The sequence below is a fragment of the Streptomyces sp. NPDC001868 genome (assembly GCF_040297125.1).
GTDB lineage: Bacteria > Actinomycetota > Actinomycetes > Streptomycetales > Streptomycetaceae > Streptomyces.
In genome coordinates this window covers 1-24477 of sequence record NZ_JBEOYO010000054.1, presented here as the reverse complement: position 1 = coordinate 24477, position 24477 = coordinate 1, and the positions used below count along the sequence as shown (strand labels likewise).

The window sequence follows — 24477 nt, the reverse complement described above, 5'->3', positions numbered from 1 at the left end:
TCTCGTGGGTCTTGTCGAGGGGCCCGTGCGCGGGCCCGTACGAGTGAGAGCGGCGAGGGACCCGAAGCATTACGCGGGTTCGCGAAACTTTTTTCCGACGAGTTCACCGACCGGCTTGCGGCACCCGGCGGGCCGCTCGGCCCGTAGCAGATCCGTGCGCGAATGGGGCGGGTCCGGCGGCAGCGGTCATGGGACGTGTCGGCGTCTGGTAGATGTGGATGCCCTCCACCAAACCCACGAGCAGATACGGGACGACGGACATGAGCGCCCCAACCCCGGCCCCCGGCGACGACAGGCCTCGCGAAGGGTATTACCCGGACCCGTCCATTCCTGGATATGTCCGGTACTGGAACGGCGCGGCCTGGGTGCCGGGTACGAGCCGTCCGGCGCCCTCCGACGGCGAGCCGCTCGCCCCGCCGCCCGGCTCCGGCCCGTCCGGTGCCGTGGAGGAGACGGGCCCGCACTTCTTCGACGAGGACCCCGCGCCCGACGGCGAGTCCGGCCGCCCGGCCGACAAGCCCCTGCACGGCATCCGCCCCGAGCCCGCCTCCGCGTGGGGCGCCGACCGCTCCCGGCAGACCGGTTTCGGCGGCGACAAGGACCGCCGGGTGTCCTGGGGTTCGCCCCCCGGCGCGGACCCCCGCGTCTCCCTCGCGGCGGACCCGGGCGACACCGGCCCCGGTGCGAGCGGCGACTCCGGGCCCACGGCGAGCACCGACGGTACGGCGACGATCCCGCCGGCGGAGGCCGGCGAGGACGCCGGGGCGCCGCAGGGCACGGTGGTGTTCCGCCGCCCCGACACGTCCCCGCGCCCGCAGGCCGCCGAGGGCGCGGAGCCCCTGCGGTCGGACGGCACCATGTCGTTCCGGCCGTCCGCCCCGCGCGCCGGGGACGGGGGCGCGCCCGCGTCCCCCGCCGCCTTCCGCGGGCCTCTGACCCCCGCCCAGATCGCCGCCCAGCAGGCCCTGGGCCTCGCGCCGCAGTCCACCACGGCCGCGTCGGCGCCCTCCGGGCCCCAACAGGGGCCGACGGTTCCGCAGCAGGGCCCGCAGTCGGGCGGTGTCGCCCCGGCGGCTCCGGCGGCGGTCGCACCCGCTGCCCCGGTCGCCCCGGCCCCGCGGCAACCGGAGCCGCAGCAGGCCTCGTTCGGCGCCGCGTTCCCCCAACAGGCACTGCAGAGCCCGCAGGTGCCGCAGAATCCGCAGATCGCACCGGCCGCGCCCGCCCCGCAGATCGCCCAGCCCGCGCCGGGGGTGCCGCAGCAGGCCGCGGCCCCGCAGTCGTCCGAGCCCCCCATGGCCGTGGGCTCCGGCGGTGGACAGCCGTCCTGGGCCCAGCAGGTGCACCGGCTGGCCGGGGGCGAGGGGGAGCAGCCCGTCGCGCCGTGGAAGCCGGTGGTGGAGGACCCCTTCCAGGCGGCGGCGCGGCGGCAGTCGGAGGCCAGGCCCGCGGGGCTCGGCAGACGGCTGGCCGCCCGGCTCGTGGACAGCCTGGTCGTCGGCGCCGTCACGGCCGTGGCCGCCGTGCCGTTCGGCACCAAGGCGATGGACCACATCGACGAGAAGATCGACACGGCCAGGCTCTCCGGGGAGAGGGTCACCGTCTGGCTGGTCGACGGCACGACCTCCGTCTACTTCGGCATCATCCTCGGCGTGCTGTTCCTGGTCAGCGCCCTCTACGAGGTGCTGCCCACCGCCAAGTGGGGCCGCACCCTCGGCAAGAGGCTGCTCGGCCTCGACGTCCGGGACATCGAGGGCCACGAGCCCCCGTCGTTCGGGCGTTCCCTGCGCCGCTGGCTCGTCCACACCGTCTCCGGGCTCCTCGGCGTCGGCGTGGTCGGCGTCCTGTGGTGCGTGTGGGACAAGCCGTGGCGCCAGTGCTGGCACGACAAGGCGGCGCACACGTTCGTGGCCGGCAAGTAGCGGTACGGGCGCCGGGCACGGGGGTGTACCCCGTACGGCCCCGTGCCGGATGCGGAGCCGGGGGGTTCGCGGTCGACTCGGGCCATGAGTACCGAACCGCCGCCCTTCGGCTCCGGTCAGTCCCCGGACGACGACCAGTTCAGGAAACAGCCGCCCCCACCGCCGCAGGGCGGCGGCTCCCCGTACGACCCGCCGCCCCAGCAGCCGCCGCCCGGGGGAGGCCAGGGATCGCCGTACGGGGGCGGCCAGCAACCGCCGTACGGGAGCCAGCCCCCGCCCTACGGGGGTGATCCCTACGGCGGTGGGCAGTACCCCAACGACCCGCTCTCGGGCATGCCGCCGCTCGCCGACAGCGGGAAGCGGGTGCTCGCGCGGATCATGGACATGATCCTGGTGGGGATCGTGGTGGGGCTGCTGGCGTGGGCGTTCAGGATCAGCCAGTACACGGTGGACTCGGACGACTTCGAGTTCGGCAAGTCCCTGGCCCAGGAGGCGCTCGCGGCGATCCTCTACATCGCCTACGACACGTACTTCACCGTCAAGAACGGCCAGACCCTCGGCAAGAAGGTGATGAAGCTGCGGGTGGCGGACCTCAACGACGGCTCCACGCCCTCCACGCAGACCGCGCTGATCCGCGCGGCCGTGCTGTGGATCCCGTTCGCCTTCTGCTGCGCCTGCCTCTGGACGGCGATCGCGGGCGGCTGGAGCTTCTTCGACAAGCCCTACAAACAGGGTCTGCACGACAAGGCGGCCAAGACGGTGGTGGTCAGCACCGGTTGAGGCGGGACGCCGGCCGGGAGCGCGGTCGTACGACAACGGCGGGTCCGTGAGCCACGGGCCCGCCGAAGCGTTTCAGCAAGCTGTCACCGCGTGCCGTTCAGGAACCCGTCCGCTCGTGCACCGGCTCCCGTACCGCCTCGGACCTGACGGTCACCGGGGCCGGAGCCGGGGCGGCCGTCGCACGGGGGCGGCGGCCGGCGGCGCCGGGCGCGGGCTTGGGCAGCGGCACGGTCAGTGCGACGAGCAGGCCCAGGGCCAGGGCGGAGAGGGCGATCATCGCGATGCCCGCGCCGGAACTCGTCTGTGACAGCAGCAGCATGGCGAGGGTGGACAAGATCACGGTGCAGGAGCCGTAGGCGAGCTGTGCGGTCGTCGGACGAGGCATGGCAATCGTGTCCTCGGGTGGGGTCTCCCCGTGCCTCTCACGATGAAGGGGAGGTTGCGGATACGAATCAAAGGTGAAGCAGTGCCGTCGGCTTGGCTTCTGCCGACTTCCGGCGCTCCGCCAATCGACTCTATTCGCCAGGGTGCCCGAGTGGAACGACGGGTAAGCGTGACCTGACACACGGTGCCGGGTGCACGGGGGGCGCACGGATTCATGGCGTCCGGGAAGTGGACGCATATGCGCGCCGGTTCGGGAGGCGTCCGGGAAGCGTCTGAGCGATACACATAACGCCTGGATAACGAACAAGCGCTTCCACTGGACGTCGATAATGCACTTGACCTGTCCAAGTCAAGATCTGTCTTTTCTTTCGAAACTCCGGTCGAATGGCGTCACTTGACTACACGCGTATACCGCGCGCGGACACCTCCACGACAGGGCCATCCCCTTTCCGCGCGAACGGACGCGGGGGAGGACCTCAAGTGACCAGTAGACCCTGGACGTTCAGAGCGGCCGCGATCGGCGTGGCTGTCGCCACGGCGGCGGCGACCATGTCGGCCCTCACGGTGGCGCAGGCCGCGGACACCGCGCCGGCCGCGAGCGTCGACCGGCACGACCCGGCGGACCACGAGCACGCCGACGACCACGACCTCGAAGGCCCCCTGAGCAAAACTCAGGAGGCCCAGCGCGAGGAGGCCCTGCAGCAGGTCATATCCGGCGACGCCACGGTCAAGGACCGGGACGGCTCGCAGGTCGTGCAGCTGAAGAGCAAGAAGGGCAAGGGCAAGTACGTCGAGCTCGGCCGCGAGAAGACCGACAAGATCTTCACGATCCTCGTCGAGTTCGGCGACCAGATCGACAGCAACTACGGCGGTACGGCCGGCCCGCTGCACAACCAGATAGCGAAGCCGGACCGGGCCCAGGACAACTCCACGGCCTGGCAGGCGGACTACGACCAGAAGCACTTCCAGGACCTCTACTTCGGCACCGGCAAGAAGACCGAGTCGATGAAGAAGTACTACGAGAAGCAGTCCTCGGGCCGCTACTCGATCGAGGGCGAGGTCTCGGACTGGGTCAAGGTCCCCTACAACGAGGCGCGCTACGGCAACAACAAGTGCGGCCAGACCAACTGCTCCAGCGTGTGGAACGTGGTCAGCGACGGTCTCACGTCCTGGGTCGCCCAGCAGAAGGCAGCGGGGCGCACCGACGCGGAGATCAAGGCGGACGTCGCCGAGTTCGACCAGTGGGACCGCTACGACTTCGACGGCGACGGCGACTTCAACGAGTCCGACGGCTACATCGACCACTTCCAGATCGTGCACGCCGGTGAGGACGAGTCCGCGGGCGGCGGCGCGCAGGGCGAGGACGCCATCTGGGCGCACCGCTGGTACGCGTTCGGCACCGACGCGGGTGCCACGGGCCCCGACGGCAACAAGCTCGGCGGCGCCAAGATCGGTGACACCGGCATCTGGGTCGGCGACTACACCATCCAGCCGGAGAACGGCGGCCTCGGTGTCTTCGCCCACGAGTACGGCCACGACCTCGGTCTGCCGGACCACTACGACACCCAGGGCGGCGACAACTCCACCGGCTTCTGGACCCTGATGTCCTCCGGTTCCTGGCTCGGCACCGGCAAGGAAGCCATCGGCGACCTGCCCGGCGACATGACCGCCTGGGACAAGCTGCAGCTCGGCTGGCTCAACTACGACACGGCCAAGGCCGCGACGAAGTCGAAGCACAAGCTGGGCGTCGCGGAGTACAACACCAAGGACAAGCAGGCCCTCGTGGTCGAGCTGCCGAAGAAGAAGGTCACCACCGAGATCGTCGAGCCCGCGCAGGGGTCGAACCAGTGGTGGAGCGGCAGCGGTGACAACCTCTCCAACACGCTGACCCGTTCCGTGGACCTCACGGGCAAGTCCTCGGCCGCGCTCACCCTCGACGGCTGGTACGACATCGAGGCCGAGTTCGACTACCTCTACACCGAGGTGTCGACCGACGGCGGCGCCAACTGGACCGCGATCGACGGCACGGTGGACGGCGCGGCGATCCCGCGCGACGCCAGCGGCAAGCCGGCGCTGACCGGTTCCTCCGCCGCGTACAAGAAGCTGTCGTACTCCCTGGACGCCTACGCGGGCCAGAAGTTCGACCTCCGCTTCCGCTACCAGACGGACGGCGGCGTGGCCCCGACGGGCTTCGCGGCCGACTCGATCACGGTCACCGCCGACGGTTCCGCCGTCTTCTCGGACGACGCGGAGAGCGCGGACGCGGCCTGGACCACCAAGGGCTTCTCCCGCATCGGCGCCTCGATCACGGACGACTACGCCCAGTACTACATCGCCGAGAACCGTCAGTACGTGTCGTACGACAAGACGCTGAAGGTCGGCCCGTACAACTTCGGCTTCTCGACCACGCGTCCGTCCTGGGTGGAGCACTTCCCGTACCAGAACGGTCTGTTGATCTGGAAGTGGGACACCTCGCAGGCGGACAACAACACCAGCGTCCACCCGGGTGCGGGTCTGGTCCTGCCGGTCGACTCGCACCCGGCGGCGCTGAAGTGGGCCGACGGCACGGTGATGCGCAGCCGGATCCAGTCCTACGACTCGCCGTTCAGCCTCTACCGCACGGACGGTCTGAAGCTGCACAAGGCGGACGTGCTGACGCGGATCCCGTCGTCGAAGGGTGTGTCCACGTTCAACGACCGGACCAGCACCTACTACGACGCGGCGACCCCGCTCGCCGGTGTCAAGATCACTGACACCAACACCAAGATCAAGATCCTCAAGGAGGCCAAGGACGGCTCCACGATCTCGGTCCAGGTGGGCCCTGCGGTGAAGTAAACGGTATTTCCGCAGGTCAGAGCATGTCCGGCCGTGACCCTCTTGGCGGGTCGCGGCCGGACGTGTTTAGGTGCGTGGTGTGGCCTTCTTATTGACACTGACGCGCACGGGGGTGTGACCTGCATGGCCGCAGGAGGTTTCTGCAGACTGCCGGACGGCAATGTCGTCGTCGCCCTGAACCTGCCGGGGGCGACGGCGGGACGCGGGCTGCCCGGGGCGGTGGCCGGTGCTCCGGCAGCGCCCGGAGCGGTGTCCGGGGCGGCGCCCGGCGTGGTGTCCGGCGCCCGGCCCGGGCTCATGGCCGGGGTGCCGGCCGGAGCCGTGCCGGGGGACGGGTCCGTACGGGTCCTCGTCCTCGCCGCGAACCGGGCACGGGCCCTGACCCGGCTCCGCAACCTGGGCATGCGGGCGATCTACCTCCGTGGCAACGCGGCGCCCCCCACCCCGGACGAGATCACCGCCGTCCTCCACCACCCGGACGGCCTCATATGGCGCACCTCACCGGTGTGCCCGGCCGCCACCAGCCCCGAGCTGTGGCACCCGATCAGGGCGCTGCTGAGGAGGCCTACGGTGCGGGTGTGACACGAGGGGGCAGCCTTACACCACCGGCTTGCCCGACAGCTCCACGCCCGCCTCCCGCAGCTCCTCCAGGGCCCGCTCGGTCGTCTCCTCGGCGACGCCGGCGGTCAGGTCCAGGAGGACCTGGGTGCGGAAGCCCTCTCTCGCGGCGTCCAGGGCGGTGGCGCGTACGCAGTGGTCCGTGGCGATGCCGACGACGTCCACCTCGGTGATCTCGCGGGCGCGGAGCCACTCCGCGAGGGACACGCCGTTCTCGTCGGCGCCCTCGAAACCGCTGTACGCCGCGGAGTACGCCCCCTTGTCGAAGACGGCGTCGACCGCGCCGGAGGCGATCACGGGGGCGAAGTTCGGGTGGAACCCGACGCCCTCCGTCCCGGCGACACAGTGGGCGGGCCAGGAGTGGACGTAGTCGGGGTTGTCGGAGAAATGGCCACCGGGCGCGATGTGGTGGTCGCGGGTGGCCACCACATGCTGGTAGCCGGGGCCGGCCGCCTGGCCGATCAGCTCGGTGACGGCGGCGGCCACATCGGCACCGCCGGCCACCGCGAGGCTGCCCCCCTCGCAGAAGTCGTTCTGTACATCAACGACGATCAAGGCGCGGCGCATGGTGTCGGTGTCCTTAGACTCTTCGGTTCTCGGGTGTGGGTGTGGGTGCGGTGGATGTGGCGGGAAACTGCGAACTTCCGAGCCTAGAGACTTCGAGAGCTGTTCGGGAGGGGGCATCCGGCGCTCGCCCGATGCGCGGACCGGAGCACAGGCCCACCACGCGGGCGCTCGGGGGCTCGCGGGAGAGCGCGCCGGTCACATTCACTCCGGCCCATCCCCCAGCGTGCCCCCACTGTCCGCCCCACAGGTACCTGAGCGGCTCAGATGTACGCCATCAGGCGTATTCCGTCGGAATGACCGCTTCCCCGCGCGACAGCTGCGTCGCCGAGAGCGGCAGGTTCGCCAGGACGGCCTTGTGCCGTTCGCGTACGACGTCCAGCGGCTCCCGGGACAGGACCCGGCCGTCCTCGATCAGGTGGACGAGGAGCTGCCGCTCCCGGAGATCGTCGGGCACCGGCCCGGTGCCGACCACCTCGGCCTCCGCCACGCCGTGCTCGTCCAGCCGCCTGGCCGCCCATTTGCGGCCCCCGACGGACGTCTTCCCGCCGCTGGACTTCTTCGCCACGGCCACGAGCGGGTCCGTGGGGTCCGCGGACTCCGCCCGGGCGACGAGCTTGTAGACCATCGAGCAGGTGGGGTGCCCGGAGCCGGTCACCAGCTGGGTGCCGACGCCGTACGCGTCCACGGGCGCCGCCGCCAGCGAGGCGATGGCGTACTCGTCGAGGTCCGAGGTCACGATGATCCGGGTGTCCCGCGCGCCCAGCTCGTCCAGCTGCTGCCGCACCCGGTGGGCGACGAGGAGCAGATCACCGGAGTCGATGCGCACGGCGCCCAGCTCGGGCCCGGCGATCTCCACGGCGGTCCGTACGGCCTCGGCGACGTCGTAGGTGTCGACGAGCAGCGTGGTGTTCCGGCCCAGCGAGTCCACCTGGGCCTGGAAGGCGTCCCGCTCACGGTCGTGGAGCAGGGTGAAGGCGTGGGCGCTGGTGCCGACCGTCGGGATGCCGTAGCGGAAACCGGCCGCCAGGTCCGAGGTGGAGGTGAAGCCGCCGATGTACGCGGCGCGCGAGGCGGCCACGGCGGCCAGCTCGTGGGTGCGCCGGGCGCCCATCTCGATCAGCGGGCGCTCCCCGGCGGCGCTGGACATCCGGGAGGCGGCGGCCGCGATCGCCGAGTCGTGGTTGAGGATGGAGAGGATCACGGTCTCCAGGAGGACGCACTCGGCGAAGGTGCCCTCGACCCGCATGATCGGCGAGCCCGGGAAGTACACCTCGCCCTCCTGGTAGCCCCACACGTCCCCGCCGAAGCGGTAGCCGGCGAGCCAGTCGAGGGTCTCCGCGTTGACGATGGAGCGCTCGCGCAGAAAGCCGAGGACGCCCGGGTCGAAACGGAAGTTCTCGACCGCGTCCAGCACCCGGCCGGTGCCGGCCACCACGCCGTACCTCCGTCCCTCCGGCAGCCGCCGTGTGAAGACCTCGAACACCGAACGCCGCTCGGCCGTCCCCGCCTTCAAGGCGGCCTGCAGCATCGTGAGTTCGTAGTGGTCCGTGAAGAGCGCGGTCGAAGGGACGTCGACCGGCAAACCAAGGTCCGCTGTGTTCATGGCAAGGGATCGTACTCCCATCTCGTCAATCTGACGAATACTGGCCGATCGTTTCTCTGCGGCCCTGGTCACGGGCCCGCATTTGTGCGGGCACCCCCCTGTGGTGGCAGCATGGGCGGTGTGACGGCAGCCGTACCCATGGAGATCGAGAAGACCGAGTCGGCGGAGGAGACCTTCGCCGTACCCGAACCGGACGTTCCGTGGGTGACGATCGTCCACAACGACCCGGTGAACCTCATGAGCTATGTGACGTATGTCTTCCAGGCGTACTTCGGGTACTCGAAGGACAAGGCCACCAAGCTCATGCTCGACGTCCACCACAAGGGCCGCGCGGTCGTCTCCAGCGGATCACGCGAGGAGATGGAACGCGACGTACAGGCCATGCACGGCTACGGTCTGTGGGCCACCCTCCAGCAGGACCGGAAGTAGCGACGCACCTGATGCCAGGACAATTCGAATCGCTCCCCGGCGGCGGCGCGGCCGTCGCGCTCGACGAGGTCGAGATCTCCATCATCCGCTCCCTGGCGGTACAGCTCCTGGAGCTGATCGGCCCGGGGCCCGCCGAGGAGGCGGGCGACGACCCGCTCGCCGAGCTCTTCGCCGAGGGCCCGAGCGAGCCGCCCAAGGATCCCGTCCTGCTGCGGCTGTTCCCGGACGCCTACAGCGATCCCGAGGGCACCCCGACGGCCCAGGAGGCGGAGGAGCAGCGGGCGTACTCCTCGGAGTTCCGCCGCTTCACCGAGAACGACCTGCGGGCCGGCAAGCGCGAGAAGGCGCTCGCGGTGATCCACTCCCTGGACGCGCTCGCCGCGACCGGTGAGGGCGGGGCCGTGCTGAAGCTGTCGGCGGAGGACTCCCGGCAGTGGCTCGGCTGCCTCAACGACCTGCGCCTGGCCATCGGCTCCCGGCTCGACGTCGTCGACGAGGAGGACACCGACCTCCTCTACCGCCTCCCGGACGAGGACCCGCGCAAGCCGATGGTGATGGCCTATCTGTGGCTGGGCGGCCTCCAGGACTCACTCGTCACGACACTGATGGACTGACTCCTCCGCACTCTCCTCCGGCCCTGCCCTCCGGCCCTCTCCACGGTCGTTCCACGGCTGCTTCATGTCCGCTCCACGGACATTCCACGGACGCTTCGCGTTCGCTCAGAGGACACTCAAATCCGGATAACGATCGCGTCACCACGCCCGCGAGGGATGCCCTCGCGGGTGTTCTTTGTCCACTTCTCCCTGTGCCGTGCGCCACAGAGCGGTCGGTGGATCAATGTTGCGGCCGTGATAAATCTTCACGACCGCCCGACGGACGACACCCCTGTCCGCTCGGGTGCGCCACCGAGCCGACGACCGTCGGCCAGGCACCGCTCCATCACATCCGGGGGGATCGGAGAAAGGCGCACCACACATGACCTCCGCTCAGGTCAGCAAGAACGGCGACGAAGCCGTGCGCGGCGACGCACCCGAAGAGGGGTACGAGCGCGGGCTCGGCAGCCGTCAGGTCCAGATGATCGCGATCGGCGGCGCCATCGGCGTCGGCCTCTTCCTCAACGCCGGGGCGAACATCGCCAAGGCGGGACCCAGTCTCATCCTGATGTACGCCATCGCCGGCGTGATCATCTTCTTCATCATGCGGGCGCTCGGCGAGCTGCTGCTCTACCGCCCCGTCTCGGGCTCCTTCGCGGAGTACTCCCGCGAATTCCTCGGCCCGTTCTTCGGCTATTTCACCGGCTGGACGTACTGGCTGCTGTGGGTCGTCACCGGCATGGCGGAGCTGACCGCCGCCGCGATCTACATCAACTACTGGTTCCCGGAGATCCCGCAGTGGGTCTCGGCCCTGGTCTTCCTGGTCGTCCTGTTCGTGGCCAACCTGATCTCGGTGAAGCTGTTCGGCGAGATCGAGTTCTGGTTCTCGATGATCAAGGTCACCGCGATCATCGGCATGATCGTGATCGGCCTCGGCGTCCTCACCTTCGGCTTCAGCGCGGCCGGCGACACCGCCGCCGTCTCCAACCTCTGGGCCTACGACGGCTTCTTCCCCAAGGGCATCGGCTCCTCCCTGATGACCCTCCAGGGCGTGATGTTCGCCTACCTCGCCGTCGAGCTGGTCGGCGTCACCGCCGGTGAGTCCGAGAACCCGGAGAAGACCCTCCCCAAGGCGATCAACACCCTGCCCTGGCGGATCGCGCTCTTCTACGTCGGTGCCCTCACCGTCATCCTGTGCGTGGTGAAGTGGACCGAGTTCGCGCCGGGCGTGAGCCCCTTCGTCGCGGCCTTCGCGAAGATCGGCATCCCGGCGGGCGCCGCGATCGTCAACTTCGTCGTCCTGACCGCGGCCCTGTCCTCCTGCAACTCCGGCATGTACTCCACGGGCCGCATGCTGCGCACCCTGGCCGACAGCGGCGAGGCGCCCAAGGCCTTCAACAAGCTGTCCGTCACCAAGACGCCCGCCCTCGCCATCGGTGTCTCCGTGCTCTTCATGGGCATCGGCGTCGTCCTGAACTACATCGTCCCGGACAAGGCCTTCGAGTACGTCGTCTCCGTCGCCACCGGCGCCGGTATCTGGACCTGGCTGATGATCCTGGTCAGCCACGTCCGCTACCGCCGCGCGGTCGACGCGGGCCGGCTGCCCGCCTCCTCCTTCCCGGCGCCGGGCGGCGCGGTGGGCAGCTGGATCGCCATCGTGTTCCTGCTCTTCGTCACCTGCCTCATCGCCTACGACCACGAGGCCCGCGTCAGCCTCTACGTCATGGCCGGCTGGGCGGCGGCCCTCGGCATCGGCTGGGCCGTGCTGAAGGCCCGCAACCCGGAGGTCACCGAGCGCCGCGAGGCGGACTTCGAGAAGGTCGGCTGAGGCCTGCCGCCCAGCATGTGGGCTGTTCCGTACCACCCCCCGGTACGGAACAGCCCTTCTGCTTATCCTTGCCGGCATGCTGACCATCACCCAGGCCCTCGTCGACCAGATCGTCGCCCACGCGCGCAAGGACCACCCCGACGAGGCGTGCGGCGTCGTCGCGGGACCGGCGGGCACGGACCGGCCCGAGCGGTTCATCCCGATGCTGAACGCGGCCATGTCGCCCACGTTCTACGAGTTCGACTCGGGCGACCTGCTCAAGCTCTACCGCGAGATGGACGACCGCGACGAGGAGCCGGTGGTCATCTACCACTCCCACACCGCCACCGAGGCCCGCCCCTCCCGCACCGACATCTCCTACGCCAACGAGCCGGGCGCCCACTACGTCCTCGTCTCCACCGCCGACACCGACGGACTCGGCGAGTTCCAGTTCCGCTCCTTCAAGATCGTCGAGGGTGTGGTGACCGAGGAGGAGGTGGCGATCGTCGACGCGTACTGAACCGATGACGCGTACTGAACCGCCGGTGAGTACCGAACCGACGGCGAGCGGGATTCGCGGCTACGGTGTTCGTACGCACGCACGCGCACGCACACAACTGCCCGCGACGGAGACGGTGTTGACTCAACAGACGCGACGACTGCCCGCCCGGCGCCCCACGCTCGACGACGTGGCACGCGGCTCGGGGGTTTCCAAGTCCACCGTGTCGCGGGTGATCAACGGCGAGGACAAGGTGCGCGCGGAGGTCGTCGAACGGGTCAGGGAGGTCATCGCCGAACTGGGCTACGTGCCGAACTCCGCCGCCCGCCAGCTGGTCACCCGCCGCAACAACGCCATCGCCGTCGTCGCGAGCCAGCCGCAGAACCGGCTCTTCATCGACCCCTTCTTCGACCTGCACCTCCGGGGCATCCGCAAGGAGCTGGTCGCCCACGGGGCACAGCCCGTCCTGCTCTTCCTGGAGGAGCCCGAGGAGTACCCGCGCGTCGGCGACTTCCTGGGCGGCGGCCATGTCGACGGCGCCCTGCTGTTCTCGCTGCGCGCCGACGACCCGCTGCCCGGCATGATCGACCGGCTCGGCCTGCCCGCCGTCTTCGGCGGCCGGCCGATGATCCGCGAGGGCGAGCCCGCGCACGACCGGGTGTACGTCGACGCCGACAACCGGGGCGGCGCCCGCGAGGCCGTCCGCCATCTGGTCTCCCTGGGCCGGGAACGCGTCGCGACGATCACCGGCCCGGTCGACCGGGAGGCCTCCGCCCTCGACCGCCTCGACGGCTACCGGGACGTCCTCCCGGACGCCTCGCCCCTGCTGGTCGAACACTCCGACTACACCCGGCAGGGCGGCGTCGACGCCATGGCCGCGCTCCTCGACCGCCGCCCCGACCTCGACGCCGTCTTCGTCGCCTCCGACCTCATGGCCTCCGGCGCGCTCCAGGTGCTGCGCGAGCGGGGGCGCCGGGTACCGGACGACGTGGCCGTCGTCGGCTTCGACGACCTCGCCCCCATCGCCGAACACACCGACCCGCCACTGACCACCGTCCACCAGGACATCGAGGGCATGGGCCGCCTGATGGCCCGCCTCCTCTTCACCCACACGGACGACGCGCCGGGCCCCGGCCCACAGTCCTCGGTGGTCACACCGACACGGCTGGTCGTACGGGACTCGGCGTGACGGACCGGCGACCACCGGCGCCGGGCGGACGACCACGGGCGCCGGGCGTTCGTGCCTGACCGTCCTGTGCCAGGTCGCGGGACCGCGCCGGGCCGGCACGTGACCGGCCCGCGTCGGGCTGGTCTGTCGGTCGTTCGGGTGGCTCGTGCCGGTGGGGCTGAAGTGCGTGGTCTCAGTCTTCGGCCCGGATTCGTCCGGCATGTGGGATCGGCTTCCGGGACCCGGACCGGGAATCGATACGATGAGCGCATGGTTCTTGACGACGTGAGCGAGAAGACGCCGGGCGCACTGCTCGTGGCGCGGCTGCACGTCGACCTGTGCAGGCTTGCCAGCGCCATCTGTTGACGCCGATCCCTGCCGCCGTACGGCCGTGAGCCGCGGCGCCACCCTGTGTGACCACGCACTCCGCGCTGCCGCGCGCCCACCGACCAGACCACTCCCGACAGGAGCCGCACACCATGGCCATCGAGGTCCGCATCCCCACCATCCTCCGCCAGTACACCGACGGTCAGAAGGCGGTGGAGGGAGCCGGTGCCACCCTCGCCGACCTGTTCACCGACCTGGAGAGCCGCCACACGGGCATCCACGCCCGCATCGTGGACGGCGGTGAACTGCGCCGCTTCGTCAACGTGTACCTGAACGACGAGGACGTCCGCTTCCTGGACGGCATCAACACCAAGCTGTCCGACGGCGACAACGTGACGATCCTGCCGGCGGTGGCCGGCGGCATGGCCTGATCACCCATGCGCTACGACTCCCCGCTGGCCGCGGTGGGCAACACCCCTCTGGTGTGCCTGCCGCGGCTGTCGCCGTCCGCAGACGTCCGTATCTGGGCGAAGCTGGAGGACCGCAATCCGACGGGTTCGGTCAAGGACCGGCCCGCCCTGCACATGATCGAACAGGCGGAGAAGGACGGCCGTCTGACGCCCGGCTGCACGATCCTGGAGCCCACCTCGGGCAACACGGGCATCTCCCTCGCCATGGCGGCCAAGCTCAAGGGCTACCGCATGGTCTGCGTCATGCCCGAGAACACCTCCCAGGAGCGGCGTGACCTGCTCGGCATGTGGGGCGCCGAGATCATCCCGTCCCCGGCGGCCGGCGGCTCCAACACGGCCGTACGCGTCGCCAAGGAGCTGTCCGCCGAGAACCCCGAGTGGGTGATGCTCTACCAGTACGGGAACCCGGACAACGCGGGGGCCCACTACGCGACGACCGGTCCGGAGATCCTGGCGGACCTCCCCTCCATCACCCACTTCGTGGCCGGCCTCGGCACCACCGGCACCCTGATGGGCGTGGGCCGCTTCCTGCGCGAGCAGAAGCCGGACGTCAAGATCGTCGCGGCGGAGCCCCGTTACGACGACCTCGTCTACGGTCTGCGCAACCTCGACGAGGGCTTCGTCCCCGAGCTGTACGACGCGTCCGTCCTGACCACCCGTTTCTCCGTCGGCTCCGCCGACGCGGTGACCCGTACGAGGGAACTGCTCCAGCAGGAGGGGATCTTCGCGGGGGTCTCCACGGGGGCCGCGCTGCACGCGGCCATCGGGGTCGGCAACAAGGCCGTCAAGTCCGGCGAGCCGGCCGACATCGTCTTCGTCGTCGCCGACGGCGGCTGGAAGTACCTGTCGACGGGCGTCTACACGGCGGCGACGACGGAAGAGGCCATCGAGACGTTGCAGGGACAGCTCTGGGCGTAGGGGGAGGCGGCGCGTTGTCGGGTGCGCGCCGGTGGGGCTTCTCGCGCAGTTCCCCGCGCCCCTGAAAGACACGGCCCTGCGGGCCGTGAAAAAAGCAGGGCGCAGCCCGCTTTTTTCAGGGGCGCGGGGAACTGCGCGACCAGCCCCCACCGAACCCGCACTCACCCACCCACCCCGCGCGGAGCGCGAAGGGGGTCGAAGGGGCGCAGCCCCTGGATGGGGGCACCTCCCGCTCGAGCGAAGCCGAGAGTGGGGGAGGGACGGGTAGGGGCGGCGGGGGCGGAAAAAGGTCCCGTCAGTTCGACAGATGGCGGACCTGGTCCCACAGGATCGGGTCGGCCACACCCGCCTTGCGGCGGAAGTCACGGACCGGTACCTCCCGCAACTCACCCGTCTCCAGAAAACTGGGCCGCCCCCGACTGTCCCCGACCGTGCCCGGCGGCAACGGAATCACCCCGGCCCGCTCATCACGGTACCGACTGGTGATCTTGGCGACCCGCGCCCGATCCCCCCGCACGGCCAGGACGAGACAGGGCCGATCCTTACCCCCGGGCCCGTCCTCGAAGGGCACACTCGCCCACCAGATCTCGGCGGGCCGAGGCCGAGGCACAGGCCCCCGCGCCCGCTCGGGACGCCCCGGCGGCCGAGTCCGCCCACCCGGCCGCCCGGACCGCCGCCGCGGCGGGCGCCGTGACCGCCCCCACCCGTCGACGACCGTCGCGACCAGCGCCAGCAACACCACCCCACCGAGGGCCAACCACCAGGACGTGTCCATAGCCCCGACGGTACCGGCGCACACCACCCCACGCCCGCCCCCTCGCACGCTCCCGCGCTCTTCGGCACCACCTCACCCCGGCCCGAGCGCGCCTCGACGGCCCTACCACCAGCCGAACCGGTGACACCACAGGTGAGTTCGCCCACAACGGCCCCTGGCGGAGGAGCGACCCACCCTTTTGCGCCTTACGCTCAACGGACCGCACCACTCCTGCCGCACCCACGTCCGTCCTTCGCAACCCCGCTAACTGCAATCTGCGATCCGCAACCCGTCTGCACGTCACGACTGACATGACACGACTGTCACGACTTCACGCCAGCGCGGAGGTTACAGCTCCTATGAAGCTCACCGTCGTCGGCTGCTCGGGGTCGTTCCCGTCCGCGGAATCGGCCTGTTCGAGCTACCTCGTAGAGGCCGACGGCTTCCGGCTGCTCCTCGACATGGGCAACGGTGCCCTCGGCGAGCTGCAGCGCCACTGCGGTCTCTACGACCTCGACGCGATCTTCCTCAGCCATCTGCACGCCGACCACTGCATCGACATGTGCGCGTACTTCGTCGCACGGTACTACCGCCACGACGGCGGCCGCTGCGACCCCATTCCGGTCTACGGCCCGGAGGGCACCGAGCAGCGTCTGACCACGGCCTACGCCGACACCCCGTCCGCCTCCTCCATGAGCGAGGTCTTCGACTTCCACACGGTCAAGCCGAGCACGTTCGAGATCGGCCCCTTCACCATCCACACGGAACGGGTCGCCCACCCCGTCGAGGCGTACGGCATCCGTATCGAGCACGGCGGCCGGGTCCTGACGTACTCCGGGGACACCGGCGTCACCCCCACCCTGGACGAACTGGCCCGCGACGCCGACCTGTTCCTGTGCGAGGCCGCCTTCACGCACGGCAAGGAGAACATCCCGGATCTCCACCTCAACGGCCGTGAGGCCGGTGAGACGGCCGCCCGGGCGGGTGCCCGGCGTCTCGTCCTCACCCACGTCCCGCCGTGGACCGACCCGCAGGTCAACCTCGTCGACGCCCGCGCGGTGTACGACGGCCCGGTGGAGCTGGCGGTGCCGAGGATGTCGTACGAGATCTGAGCCCTCCCACGGACACGAAGGCCCCGGAACCTTCCCGGTCCCGGGGCCTTCGTCATGCCGTACGGCGGTCGGATCTCACGCCTTCGTGAGGTCCTCGACCTCCTCCTCGGGTTCGCGGCCCGGGGTGGGGAGATTGAACTTGGTGATGGCGAAGCGGAAGACGGCGTAGTAGATCGCGGCGAAGACCAGGCCGATCGGGATGATCAACCAGGGCTTGGTGGCCAGGTTCCAGTTGAGGCCGTAGTCGATGGCGCCTGCGGAGAAGGTGAAGCCCGCATGGACACCGAGCGCCCAGGTGATCGCCATGGAGAGGGCCGTGAGCACCGCGTGGATCACGTACAGCAGCGGGGCGATGAACATGAACGAGAACTCGATCGGCTCGGTCACACCGGTCACGAAGGAGGTCAGCGCGAGCGAGATCATCATGCCCATCACGGCCTTGCGGCGCTCCGGGCGAGCGGAGTGGGCGATCGCGATCGCGGCGGCCGGCAGACCGAACATCATGATCGGGAAGAAGCCCGACATGAACTGACCGGCGGTCGGGTCACCCGCGAAGAAGCGGTTCAGGTCACCGTGGACCACGGCACCCGTGGCGTCGGTGAAGTCACCGATCTGGAACCAGGAGACGGTGTTGACGAACTGGTGCATGCCGATCGGGATCAGCGCACGGTTGATCAGGCCGAACAGACCCGCGCCCACCGAGCCCAGACCGGTGATCCACTCGCCGGCGTCGGAGATGACCTCACCGATCGGTTCCCAGACCAGACCGAAGAGGACGCCCATGGCGGTGCCGACGAAGGCCATGATGATCGGGACGAGCCGGCGGCCGTTGAAGAAGCCGAGCCAGTCCACCAGCTTCTTGCGGTGGTAGCGCTGCCACAGCACGGCGGACAGCAGACCCATGATGATGCCGCCGAGGACACCCGGGTTGTTGTAGGTCGCGGCTATGTCCGCGCCCGCCTGGACCTTGGCCTCCGTCACCGGGAAGGCCTTCAGGACATTGCTGTAGACCAGGAACCCGACCAGTGCGGCCAGGGCGGTGGAGCCGTCGGACTTCTTGGCGAAGCCGATCGCGACGCCGATACAGAACAGCATCGGCAGGTTGTCGAAGATCGCGCCACCGGCCGTGGCGAAGACCGCCGTGACCTTGTCGGGCAGGTTCAGCTTCTCCTGGACGTCGGCCTGGCCGAGACGGAGCAGGATGCCCGCCGCCGGCAGCACGGCGATGGGCAGCTGCAGACTGCGGCCGATCTTCTGAAGGCCCTGGAAAAGACCGGATCCCCACTTCTTCGCGGGGGCCGCCGTTGGCGCGGTGGCGGTGCTCATAGACTTCCTCCATCGGGTGGTGGTCTACACCACTCAGTGGTGTAGACCTGTTGTAGCAGATGGGGAAGGGATCAGGAACCCTCGATTCCTACCCGGATTCCGGACGACTCGCGGAGCGCCCGGTGAGCACCCGGTGAGCGTTCCGCGAACGTCCGATGATCGTTCGGAGGGCCTGCGTAGGGCCTTCGGAGGGTGTTCGGGGGCGGCCCCGAGGTGTCCCGGCCGGCGTGTGCGATGCGAAGTCGGAACGCCCGTACGGCAGTTGTCACCCCCGTACGGCAGCTGTCACACCCGTACGTACCGCGTGCCCGACTCGTCCCGGCGGAGCAGCCCCTCGTCGACGAGGGCCCGGCGCAGGGTCACCCAGTCGTCCAGCCACTCACCGCAGAGCGCGTTGACCTTGGCCTCGGAGTAGGTGACCCCGGCCTCGAAGGAGTCGGCCACGACGGCGAGCACCCGGCCGCGGACCTCCGCCCGGCCGGGGATCGAGGTCAGCCGGCCTTTGCGGAAGTACGCCCCCGCGCCGTCACCGCCGCCCCGCCCGGAGATCCGTACCTCCGCCCGGACGGCCAGCCGGAAGGTGTCGTCGAGGAGGCGGTAGGCGCGGGCGTCGGCGTCGTACGCGGCGATCCGTCCGTCGACGAGCTTGCGGAGCGCGACGGCCGCGGCCGACGGGCGCAGTCCCGTCCGCTCCGCCACCTGATCCAGGGAGGTCGCGCCGAGCGCGAGCGCCGCGAAGGCGTCCCGCCGGTCGGTCTGGGCGAGGACGCCGACCAGATCGCGGCAGGACGGAGGCGGATCCTCGGCGGCGGGGAGACGGTCGGTGGTGGCGGGGGCCGCCGGGTGGTCGGTCCGGTGGTCAGCCGGCGGGGCGGTCGGGTGGTCGGTCGGCGGGGCGGTCTGGTGGGCGGTGTCGGATTCGGGGCGGGCCGTGTTCATGGGTGTCGACTTCCGGTTCGGCGCAGGGAATCGTCGCGCCGTGTGTGCGGCGCGACCGGCCTCTACGACTACCGCGCCCACCGGAGGCCGGGGCAACCGAATTCGGCGCCCCGGACGTGTTCCGGCCGGTCGGCACCCGGCCGTCGCCGGGCTAAGGCTTCGTCATGTCCTCCACCTCGTCCTCCGGCTCCCGGCCCGGCGTCTTCAGATCGAACTTCGTGATCGCGAACCGGAAGATCGCGTAGTACACGACCGCGAAGCACAACCCGATCGGAATGATCAGCCATGGCTTCGTCGCCAGGTTCCAGTTGATGACGTAGTCGATGAGCCCGGCGGAGAAGCTGAAGCCGTCGTGCACCCCGAGGCCCCAGGTCACCGCCATCGACACCCCCGTCAACAGCGCGTGCACCGCGTACAGCGCGGGCGCGATGAACAGGAACGAGTATTCGATGGGTTCGGTGATCCCCGTGACGAACGACGTCAGCGCCACCGACGTCATCAGCCCGCCGACCTCCTTGCGACGGCTCGGCTTCGCGCAGTGCGTGATCGCGAGCGCGGCGGCCGGCAGCGCGAACATCATGATCGGGAAGAACCCGGAGGTGAACTGTCCCGCGCTCGGGTCCCCGGCGAGGAACATGTTGATGTCGCCGTGCACGACCTCCCCGTCCGGCTTGGTGTAGCTGCCGAACTGGAACCAGATGGGCACGTTCAGGAACTGGTGCAGCCCGATGACGAGCAGCGCCCGGTTCGCGACCCCGAACACTCCCGCGCCCCAGGAGCCCAGATCGCTCAGCCAGTCGCTGAAGCTCTCCAGCGCGTCACCGATCGGCGGCCAGATCCACAGACAGAGCGCGGCGAACGCGATCGCCACGAACGACATGATGATCGGCACCAGCCGCCGCCCGTTGAAGAACCCGAGCCAGTCCACCAGCTTCGTACGGTGATAGCGCTGCCAGAGGTACGCGGTGAGCAGCCCGATCACGATCCCGCCGAAGACCCCCGGATTCTGGTACGAGAACGCCGCCACCGTCCCCTCCGGTGTCTGGCACCCCGTGTCGACGGCCTGTGAACCGGCCGCGCAGTCCTTGGGGAACTCGTGCAGCACGCTGTAGTAGACGAGGAACCCGGCGACCGCCGCCAGCGCCGTCGTACCGTCCGATTTCCGTGCCATGCCGATCGCCACGCCCACGCAGAACAGCAGCGGCAGCCCCAGCTCACCGTTGAGCAGCGCGCCGCCCGCACCGTCCATCACCTTGGCGACGTCCGTCCACCCGAGGCCCTCGTCGCCGAACATGTCCGGCTGGCCCAGGCGGTTGAGGATGCCCGCGGCCGGCAGCACGGCGATGGGTAGCTGGAGACTGCGGCCCATCTTCTGCATGCCCTGGAACAGATGTCCGCTCCGGAGTGTGGTGCTCGCGTTCATTTGGCGACCGTTCGTCCGGTGGTGTAGACCAGTTGCGGGACAGTCCGGCAAGCTGTCCCGCACACGGTTCCGCTGTCGTGAACGTCATCCTTCGGTACGGACGACATGAGCGCTCGCGAAGCTGGGCCAACTGTGGGTTGCCGCGGCGAAGCGGCTCGGATCAGGGAAAACAGGGAGAGTGGGCATGGCCACCAAGGCTGAGAAGATCGTCGCCGGGCTCGGCGGCCTCGACAACATCGAAGAGGTCGAGGGCTGCATCACGCGCCTGCGCACCGAGGTCCATGACGCCTCCCTCGTGGACGAGGCCGCCCTGAAGGCCGCCGGCGCCCACGGCGTCGTCAAGATGGGCACCGCGATCCAGGTCGTCATCGGCACGGACGCCGACCCCATCGCCGCGGAGATCGAAGACATGATGTGAGCCCCGCGCGCGCTCACGGACAGGGTTCCTTTCCCCCGGACCGCCGGGGGAGGAGCCCCCTCCGTATGTGCCGCTAGGCTCAGCGCCATGTCTCGAATCGACGGCCGCACGCCCGAACAGCTCCGCCCCATCACCATCGAACGCGGGTGGAGCAAGCACGCCGAGGGCTCCGTCCTCGTCTCCTTCGGCGACACGAAGGTCTTCTGCACCGCCTCCGTCACCGAAGGCGTCCCCCGCTGGCGCAAGGGCAGCGGCGAGGGCTGGGTCACCGCCGAGTACTCCATGCTTCCCCGCGCCACCAACACGCGCGGCGACCGCGAGTCCGTACGCGGCAAGATCGGCGGCCGCACCCACGAGATCTCCCGCCTCATCGGCCGTTCCCTGCGCGCCGTCATCGACTACAAGGCGCTCGGCGAGAACACGATCGTCCTCGACTGCGACGTCCTCCAGGCCGACGGCGGCACGCGTACGGCGGCCATCACCGGCGCCTATGTGGCGCTGGCCGACGCCGTCGCCTGGGCCCAGGGCCGGAAGCTGATCAAGGCCGGCCGCCAGCCCCTCACGGGCACGGTGTCCGCGGTCTCCGTCGGCATCGTCGGCGGCGTCCCCCTCCTCGACCTCCGCTACGAGGAGGACGTGAAGGCCGACACCGACATGAACGTCGTCTGCACCGGCGACGGCCGCTTCGTCGAGGTCCAGGGCACCGCCGAGGCCGAGCCGTTCGCCCGCGAGGAACTCAACTCGCTGCTGGACCTGGCGGTTTCCGGCTGCGACGAACTGGCCGCCCTCCAGCGCAAGGCACTTGATACGGTCCTCGAAAAGTAAAGGGCGCACCAAGAGCGAGGCCTGTCGGTGGCAACCACGGCGGCCCCGCCCGCGTCCTTGCCCATACGGGCGCACGGCACACCACCGTGCGCCCGGCCACACCGCAGTAGCCGTTCATGCACCACCACAGGGGGCCGTCAGGCCTGCAACCAGTCCATCAGGAGGACCGTTCCATGGCCGCGAGCCGCCGACGTCGTATGACCGCCATCGCCGGAGCCGTAGCTGCCGTCGCCCTCACGGCCGGGCTCACCACCGGCTGCGACGCCGTGAACAAGGCCCTGGACTGCGTCCAGACCGCCGACGCCATCGCCCAGAGCGTGGGCGATCTCCAGCAGGCCGTGCAGAACGCGGCGGACGACCCGACGCAGCTGGAGGAGTCCCTGAACTCCATCGACAAGAACCTCGACGAGATCGGCGACAAGACGGACAACGCCGATGTCAACAAGGCCGTCGACTCCCTCCAGAAGGCCGTCACCGACACCCGTACGGCCGTGGAGAACGGGGACGCGACCCCCGACATCAGCGGCATCACGGACGCGGCGGGCGAACTGACGAAGGTCTGCACGTCGTAACCGTCTTGTCTGTCTTATCTGCCGTAACTGTCGTCACCCATGCGGACCGGGTGGGCGGGGATCGCGATACTGGTGGGCATGACCCGCCTGATCCTCGCCACCCGCAACGCCGGCAAGCTCACCGAGCTGAAGGCCATCCTCGCCGACGCGGGCCTCGCCCATGAACTCGTCGGCGCGGACGCCTACCCGGACATCCCCGACGTCAAGGAAACCGGCGTCACCTTCGCCGAGAATGCCCTGCTCAAGGCCCACGCCCTCGCCCGGGCCACCGGCTTCCCGGCCATCGCCGACGACTCCGGCCTCTGCGTGGACGTCCTGAACGGCGCCCCCGGCATCTTCTCCGCCCGCTGGGCCGGCCGCCACGGCGACGACAAGGCCAACCTGGAGCTGCTGTTGGCCCAGCTCGGCGACATCGCCGACGAACACCGGGGCGCCCACTTCAACTGCGCCGCCGCCCTCGCCCTGCCGGACGGCACGGAACGGGTGGTCGAGGGGCGGCTGAGGGGGGTCCTCCGCCACACCCCCACCGGCACGAACGGCTTCGGCTACGACCCCATCCTCCAGCCCGACGGCGACACCCGGACCTGCGCCGAGCTGACCGCCGAGGAGAAGAACGCGATCAGCCACCGCGGCAAGGCGTTCCGGGGGCTGGTGCCGGTGTTGCGGGAGCTGTTGGGCTGAGGAGGACGCAGAAGACGTACTGGTGCGGCCGGAGGGACTCGAACCCTCACGGGTGTTACCCCACTGGGACCTAAACCCAGCGTGACTGCCAATTCCACCACGGCCGCTCGCTGCTGCCCGGCCATGTTACTGGCCGGGCAGCGGCGCTAGATCCCCAAATCCTTGATGATCTTCGCCACGTGGCCTGTCGCGCGGACGTTGTAGAGGGCGTGTTCGACCTTGCCCTCCTCGTCGACGACGATCGTGGAGCGGATGACGCCCATGTAGGTCTTGCCGTAGTTCTTCTTCTCGCCGAACGCGGCGTAGGCGTCCAGGACCGTCTTGTCGGGGTCGCCGAGAAGGGTGACCTTCAGGGACTCCTTCTCGCGGAACTTGGCGAGTTTCTCGGGCTTGTCGGGGGAGATGCCGATGACGTCGTACCCGGCGTCCGCGAGGAGCTCCAGGTTGTCGGTGAAGTCGCAGGCCTGCTTGGTGCAGCCGGGGGTCAGGGCGGCCGGGTAGAAGTAGACGATGACCTTGCGGCCCTTGTGGTCGGACAGGGACACCTCGTTGCCGTCGGCGTCCGGGAGGGTGAAGGCGGGGGCCACGTCACCGGGCTGGAGTCGCTCGCTCATCGGTCCAGCGTAATGGCGGGCCCTGACGACGCGGTGCCGGGTGGAGCTGACAGACTGTCCGAAAGCAAGAGATTGCACCGACAACCGACAACGGGAGGCAGCGCGGTGGCGGATACCTCGGACAGCTCGGACACCAGAAGCCCGGCCGAGATCGAGGCGGACATCAAGCGCCGCCGCGACACCCTCGCCGAGACGCTCGACGAGATCGGCGTCCGTGTGCATCCGAAGACCATCGTCGGTGACGCCAGGGCCAAGGTCGTCTCCAACATCGACCACACCCTCGGCAAGGCGTACGTCTCGGTCAACCGTGTGGTCAGCGATGTCAGGGGCCAGTTCGTCGACGAGGACGGGGCGCCCCGGGTCGAGCGCATCGTGCCCGTCGCCCTCGTGGTCGTCGGTGTCGTCGGTGTCGTAGGGCTCCTCGCCCTCGGCACCCGGCGTCGTCGGGCCTGACAGGGACGGCGAGGGGCGGGGACCGGGACGAGGACGGTAGGTTCGGGGTGTGAGCGAGAAGACCCAGCACGACAAGTTGCCCATCCGGATGCTGCACGACCGTGTGCTCGTGCGGCAGGACACCGCCGAGGGCGAGCGGCGTTCCGGTGGCGGCATCCTGATCCCCGCGACGGCGGCCGTCGGCCGGCGTCTCGCCTGGGCCGAGGTCGTCGCGGTCGGCCAGAACGTCCGGACCGTCGAGCCCGGCGACCGGGTCCTCTACGACCCCGAGGACCGTGCCGAGGTCGAGGTCCGGGGCGTGGCGTACGTCCTGATGCGTGAGCGCGATCTGCACGCCGTGGCGGCGGACCGGTTCGAGGGGTCGGAGGACTCCACGGGCCTGTATCTCTGATTCGCAGGCTGCGTAAGGCGGTGGGGGCTGGTGACCATGGTCACCAGCC

27 protein-coding genes and 1 tRNA gene are annotated in these 24477 nt (G+C 69.8%); 19 read left to right on the top strand and 9 right to left on the bottom strand.

Annotated elements, in window-relative coordinates:
* Positions 1 to 260 precede the first annotated feature (260 nt).
* Together ABT147_RS38420 and ABT147_RS38415 are read left to right on the top strand one after the other, a co-directional pair.
* Entirely contained in the window at positions 261 to 1922 is a 1662-nt protein-coding gene (locus ABT147_RS38420; RefSeq protein ID WP_351415225.1) for an RDD family protein, read from the top strand.
* A gap of 84 nt (positions 1923 to 2006) precedes the next feature.
* A complete protein-coding gene (locus ABT147_RS38415; RefSeq protein WP_351415222.1) occupies positions 2007 to 2702 on the top strand; it encodes an RDD family protein in 696 nt (231 codons plus the stop codon).
* A gap of 97 nt (positions 2703 to 2799) precedes the next feature.
* Here the strand turns inward: ABT147_RS38415 and ABT147_RS38410 are convergent, their stop codons facing one another.
* Positions 2800 to 3087, bottom strand: a complete 288-nt coding sequence (locus ABT147_RS38410; protein ID WP_351415220.1) for a hypothetical protein — start codon at positions 3085 to 3087, stop codon at positions 2800 to 2802.
* Between the two features lie 479 nt (positions 3088 to 3566).
* Between ABT147_RS38410 and ABT147_RS38405 the strand changes: the two genes are divergently transcribed.
* A complete protein-coding gene (locus ABT147_RS38405; RefSeq protein WP_351415218.1) occupies positions 3567 to 5921 on the top strand; it encodes an immune inhibitor A domain-containing protein in 2355 nt (784 codons plus the stop codon).
* A 123-nt stretch (positions 5922 to 6044) separates the two neighbouring features.
* Entirely contained in the window at positions 6045 to 6503 is a 459-nt protein-coding gene (locus ABT147_RS47465) for a hypothetical protein (protein WP_502983238.1), read from the top strand.
* Between the two features lie 15 nt (positions 6504 to 6518).
* Here ABT147_RS47465 and ABT147_RS38395 read toward each other — a convergent pair whose 3' ends face one another.
* Positions 6519 to 7106 carry an isochorismatase family protein gene (locus tag ABT147_RS38395; RefSeq protein ID WP_351415215.1) on the bottom strand — a complete coding sequence of 196 codons (588 nt, stop codon included), beginning with the start codon at positions 7104 to 7106 and terminating at the stop codon, positions 6519 to 6521.
* Positions 7107 to 7380: 274 nt separating this feature from the next.
* Positions 7381 to 8709 carry a nicotinate phosphoribosyltransferase gene (locus ABT147_RS38390; RefSeq protein ID WP_351415212.1) on the bottom strand — a complete coding sequence of 443 codons (1329 nt, stop codon included), beginning with the start codon at positions 8707 to 8709 and terminating at the stop codon, positions 7381 to 7383.
* A 111-nt stretch (positions 8710 to 8820) separates the two neighbouring features.
* On the opposite strand from ABT147_RS38390, the gene clpS reads away from it, so the two are divergent.
* The 8 genes from clpS to ABT147_RS38350 all read left to right on the top strand — a co-directional run bounded on the left by clpS (position 8821) and on the right by ABT147_RS38350 (position 14920).
* Positions 8821 to 9138, top strand: coding sequence for an ATP-dependent Clp protease adapter ClpS (gene clpS, locus ABT147_RS38385; RefSeq protein ID WP_152169198.1), 318 nt, complete (start codon positions 8821 to 8823; stop codon positions 9136 to 9138).
* A gap of 11 nt (positions 9139 to 9149) precedes the next feature.
* Entirely contained in the window at positions 9150 to 9752 is a 603-nt protein-coding gene (locus ABT147_RS38380) for a DUF2017 domain-containing protein (protein ID WP_351415209.1), read from the top strand.
* A 361-nt stretch (positions 9753 to 10113) separates the two neighbouring features.
* Complete coding sequence (locus ABT147_RS38375; RefSeq protein ID WP_351415207.1) at positions 10114 to 11559, top strand: amino acid permease; 1446 nt, start codon at positions 10114 to 10116, stop codon at positions 11557 to 11559.
* Between the two features lie 76 nt (positions 11560 to 11635).
* Positions 11636 to 12058, top strand: a complete 423-nt coding sequence (locus tag ABT147_RS38370; RefSeq protein ID WP_351415204.1) for a M67 family metallopeptidase — start codon at positions 11636 to 11638, stop codon at positions 12056 to 12058.
* Positions 12059 to 12176: 118 nt separating this feature from the next.
* Positions 12177 to 13226, top strand: a complete 1050-nt coding sequence (locus tag ABT147_RS38365; RefSeq protein ID WP_351415202.1) for a LacI family DNA-binding transcriptional regulator — start codon at positions 12177 to 12179, stop codon at positions 13224 to 13226.
* A gap of 249 nt (positions 13227 to 13475) precedes the next feature.
* Positions 13476 to 13571, top strand: coding sequence for a putative leader peptide (locus tag ABT147_RS38360; protein ID WP_309474684.1), 96 nt, complete (start codon positions 13476 to 13478; stop codon positions 13569 to 13571).
* Between the two features lie 113 nt (positions 13572 to 13684).
* Positions 13685 to 13963, top strand: coding sequence for a MoaD/ThiS family protein (locus tag ABT147_RS38355; protein ID WP_351415199.1), 279 nt, complete (start codon positions 13685 to 13687; stop codon positions 13961 to 13963).
* 6 nt (positions 13964 to 13969) lie between these two features.
* A complete protein-coding gene (locus ABT147_RS38350) occupies positions 13970 to 14920 on the top strand; it encodes a PLP-dependent cysteine synthase family protein (RefSeq protein WP_351415197.1) in 951 nt (316 codons plus the stop codon).
* Positions 14921 to 15215: 295 nt separating this feature from the next.
* Here the strand turns inward: ABT147_RS38350 and ABT147_RS38345 are convergent, their stop codons facing one another.
* On the bottom strand, positions 15216 to 15695 hold the full coding sequence (locus tag ABT147_RS38345; RefSeq protein WP_351415194.1) for a type II toxin-antitoxin system PemK/MazF family toxin: 480 nt from the start codon (positions 15693 to 15695) through the stop codon (positions 15216 to 15218).
* Positions 15696 to 16033: 338 nt separating this feature from the next.
* On the opposite strand from ABT147_RS38345, the gene ABT147_RS38340 reads away from it, so the two are divergent.
* Positions 16034 to 16786, top strand: a complete 753-nt coding sequence (locus ABT147_RS38340; protein ID WP_351415192.1) for an MBL fold metallo-hydrolase — start codon at positions 16034 to 16036, stop codon at positions 16784 to 16786.
* A gap of 75 nt (positions 16787 to 16861) precedes the next feature.
* Here ABT147_RS38340 and ABT147_RS38335 read toward each other — a convergent pair whose 3' ends face one another.
* The 3 genes from ABT147_RS38335 to ABT147_RS38325 form a co-directional block, all read right to left on the bottom strand.
* Positions 16862 to 18112, bottom strand: a complete 1251-nt coding sequence (locus tag ABT147_RS38335; protein ID WP_351415190.1) for a PTS transporter subunit EIIC — start codon at positions 18110 to 18112, stop codon at positions 16862 to 16864.
* 285 nt (positions 18113 to 18397) lie between these two features.
* Positions 18398 to 19051, bottom strand: a complete 654-nt coding sequence (locus tag ABT147_RS38330; RefSeq protein ID WP_351415187.1) for a DUF2087 domain-containing protein — start codon at positions 19049 to 19051, stop codon at positions 18398 to 18400.
* Between the two features lie 151 nt (positions 19052 to 19202).
* The gene (locus ABT147_RS38325; protein WP_351415185.1) at positions 19203 to 20474 is read right to left on the bottom strand and encodes a PTS transporter subunit EIIC; all 1272 of its coding nucleotides are present in this window, start codon (positions 20472 to 20474) and stop codon (positions 19203 to 19205) included.
* Between the two features lie 184 nt (positions 20475 to 20658).
* Between ABT147_RS38325 and ABT147_RS38320 the strand changes: the two genes are divergently transcribed.
* The 4 genes from ABT147_RS38320 (at position 20659) to rdgB (ending at position 22970) form a co-directional block, all read left to right on the top strand.
* A complete protein-coding gene (locus ABT147_RS38320) occupies positions 20659 to 20892 on the top strand; it encodes a PTS sugar transporter subunit IIB (protein ID WP_351415182.1) in 234 nt (77 codons plus the stop codon).
* 87 nt (positions 20893 to 20979) lie between these two features.
* Positions 20980 to 21717, top strand: a complete 738-nt coding sequence (gene rph / locus ABT147_RS38315) for a ribonuclease PH (protein ID WP_351415180.1) — start codon at positions 20980 to 20982, stop codon at positions 21715 to 21717.
* Positions 21718 to 21890: 173 nt separating this feature from the next.
* Positions 21891 to 22289: a hypothetical protein gene (locus ABT147_RS38310; RefSeq protein WP_351415178.1), complete on the top strand. Its 399-nt coding sequence runs from the start codon at positions 21891 to 21893 to the stop codon at positions 22287 to 22289.
* Between the two features lie 78 nt (positions 22290 to 22367).
* A complete protein-coding gene (gene rdgB / locus ABT147_RS38305; RefSeq protein ID WP_351415175.1) occupies positions 22368 to 22970 on the top strand; it encodes an RdgB/HAM1 family non-canonical purine NTP pyrophosphatase in 603 nt (200 codons plus the stop codon).
* 20 nt (positions 22971 to 22990) lie between these two features.
* Here rdgB and ABT147_RS38300 read toward each other — a convergent pair.
* Both ABT147_RS38300 and bcp read right to left on the bottom strand, forming a co-directional pair.
* A tRNA-Leu gene (locus tag ABT147_RS38300) sits at positions 22991 to 23077 on the bottom strand.
* A gap of 39 nt (positions 23078 to 23116) precedes the next feature.
* The gene (bcp, locus tag ABT147_RS38295) at positions 23117 to 23584 is read right to left on the bottom strand and encodes a thioredoxin-dependent thiol peroxidase (RefSeq protein WP_351415173.1); all 468 of its coding nucleotides are present in this window, start codon (positions 23582 to 23584) and stop codon (positions 23117 to 23119) included.
* 105 nt (positions 23585 to 23689) lie between these two features.
* Between bcp and ABT147_RS38290 the strand changes: the two genes are divergently transcribed.
* Both ABT147_RS38290 and ABT147_RS38285 read left to right on the top strand, forming a co-directional pair.
* Positions 23690 to 24037 (top strand): DUF3618 domain-containing protein, encoded by a 348-nt coding sequence (locus tag ABT147_RS38290; protein ID WP_351415171.1) that lies wholly within the window; start codon positions 23690 to 23692, stop codon positions 24035 to 24037.
* A gap of 49 nt (positions 24038 to 24086) precedes the next feature.
* Positions 24087 to 24428 carry a GroES family chaperonin gene (locus ABT147_RS38285; RefSeq protein ID WP_033525031.1) on the top strand — a complete coding sequence of 114 codons (342 nt, stop codon included), beginning with the start codon at positions 24087 to 24089 and terminating at the stop codon, positions 24426 to 24428.
* The last annotated feature ends 49 nt before the right edge of the window (positions 24429 to 24477 follow it).

What these genes read in the sequence shown, in the direction of transcription:
- ABT147_RS38420 (WP_351415225.1), top strand. Translation starts at nt 261, where the DNA reads ATGAGCGCCCCAACCCCGGCCCCCGGCGACGACAGGCCTCGCGAAGGG.
- ABT147_RS38325 (WP_351415185.1), bottom strand. Translation starts at nt 20,474, where the DNA reads ATGAACGCGAGCACCACACTCCGGAGCGGACATCTGTTCCAGGGCATG.
- ABT147_RS47465 (WP_502983238.1), top strand. Translation starts at nt 6,045, where the DNA reads ATGGCCGCAGGAGGTTTCTGCAGACTGCCGGACGGCAATGTCGTCGTC.
- ABT147_RS38335 (WP_351415190.1), bottom strand. Translation starts at nt 18,112, where the DNA reads ATGAGCACCGCCACCGCGCCAACGGCGGCCCCCGCGAAGAAGTGGGGA.
- ABT147_RS38415 (WP_351415222.1), top strand. Translation starts at nt 2,007, where the DNA reads ATGAGTACCGAACCGCCGCCCTTCGGCTCCGGTCAGTCCCCGGACGAC.
- ABT147_RS38330 (WP_351415187.1), bottom strand. Translation starts at nt 19,051, where the DNA reads ATGAACACGGCCCGCCCCGAATCCGACACCGCCCACCAGACCGCCCCG.
- ABT147_RS38345 (WP_351415194.1), bottom strand. Translation starts at nt 15,695, where the DNA reads ATGGACACGTCCTGGTGGTTGGCCCTCGGTGGGGTGGTGTTGCTGGCG.
- ABT147_RS38380 (WP_351415209.1), top strand. Translation starts at nt 9,150, where the DNA reads ATGCCAGGACAATTCGAATCGCTCCCCGGCGGCGGCGCGGCCGTCGCG.
- rph (WP_351415180.1), top strand. Translation starts at nt 20,980, where the DNA reads ATGTCTCGAATCGACGGCCGCACGCCCGAACAGCTCCGCCCCATCACC.
- ABT147_RS38310 (WP_351415178.1), top strand. Translation starts at nt 21,891, where the DNA reads ATGGCCGCGAGCCGCCGACGTCGTATGACCGCCATCGCCGGAGCCGTA.
- ABT147_RS38340 (WP_351415192.1), top strand. Translation starts at nt 16,034, where the DNA reads ATGAAGCTCACCGTCGTCGGCTGCTCGGGGTCGTTCCCGTCCGCGGAA.
- ABT147_RS38350 (WP_351415197.1), top strand. Translation starts at nt 13,970, where the DNA reads ATGCGCTACGACTCCCCGCTGGCCGCGGTGGGCAACACCCCTCTGGTG.
- ABT147_RS38370 (WP_351415204.1), top strand. Translation starts at nt 11,636, where the DNA reads ATGCTGACCATCACCCAGGCCCTCGTCGACCAGATCGTCGCCCACGCG.
- ABT147_RS38395 (WP_351415215.1), bottom strand. Translation starts at nt 7,106, where the DNA reads ATGCGCCGCGCCTTGATCGTCGTTGATGTACAGAACGACTTCTGCGAG.
- ABT147_RS38320 (WP_351415182.1), top strand. Translation starts at nt 20,659, where the DNA reads ATGGCCACCAAGGCTGAGAAGATCGTCGCCGGGCTCGGCGGCCTCGAC.
- ABT147_RS38355 (WP_351415199.1), top strand. Translation starts at nt 13,685, where the DNA reads ATGGCCATCGAGGTCCGCATCCCCACCATCCTCCGCCAGTACACCGAC.
- ABT147_RS38360 (WP_309474684.1), top strand. Translation starts at nt 13,476, where the DNA reads ATGGTTCTTGACGACGTGAGCGAGAAGACGCCGGGCGCACTGCTCGTG.
- rdgB (WP_351415175.1), top strand. Translation starts at nt 22,368, where the DNA reads ATGACCCGCCTGATCCTCGCCACCCGCAACGCCGGCAAGCTCACCGAG.
- bcp (WP_351415173.1), bottom strand. Translation starts at nt 23,584, where the DNA reads ATGAGCGAGCGACTCCAGCCCGGTGACGTGGCCCCCGCCTTCACCCTC.
- ABT147_RS38410 (WP_351415220.1), bottom strand. Translation starts at nt 3,087, where the DNA reads ATGCCTCGTCCGACGACCGCACAGCTCGCCTACGGCTCCTGCACCGTG.
- ABT147_RS38390 (WP_351415212.1), bottom strand. Translation starts at nt 8,709, where the DNA reads ATGAACACAGCGGACCTTGGTTTGCCGGTCGACGTCCCTTCGACCGCG.
- ABT147_RS38375 (WP_351415207.1), top strand. Translation starts at nt 10,114, where the DNA reads ATGACCTCCGCTCAGGTCAGCAAGAACGGCGACGAAGCCGTGCGCGGC.
- clpS (WP_152169198.1), top strand. Translation starts at nt 8,821, where the DNA reads ATGGGCGGTGTGACGGCAGCCGTACCCATGGAGATCGAGAAGACCGAG.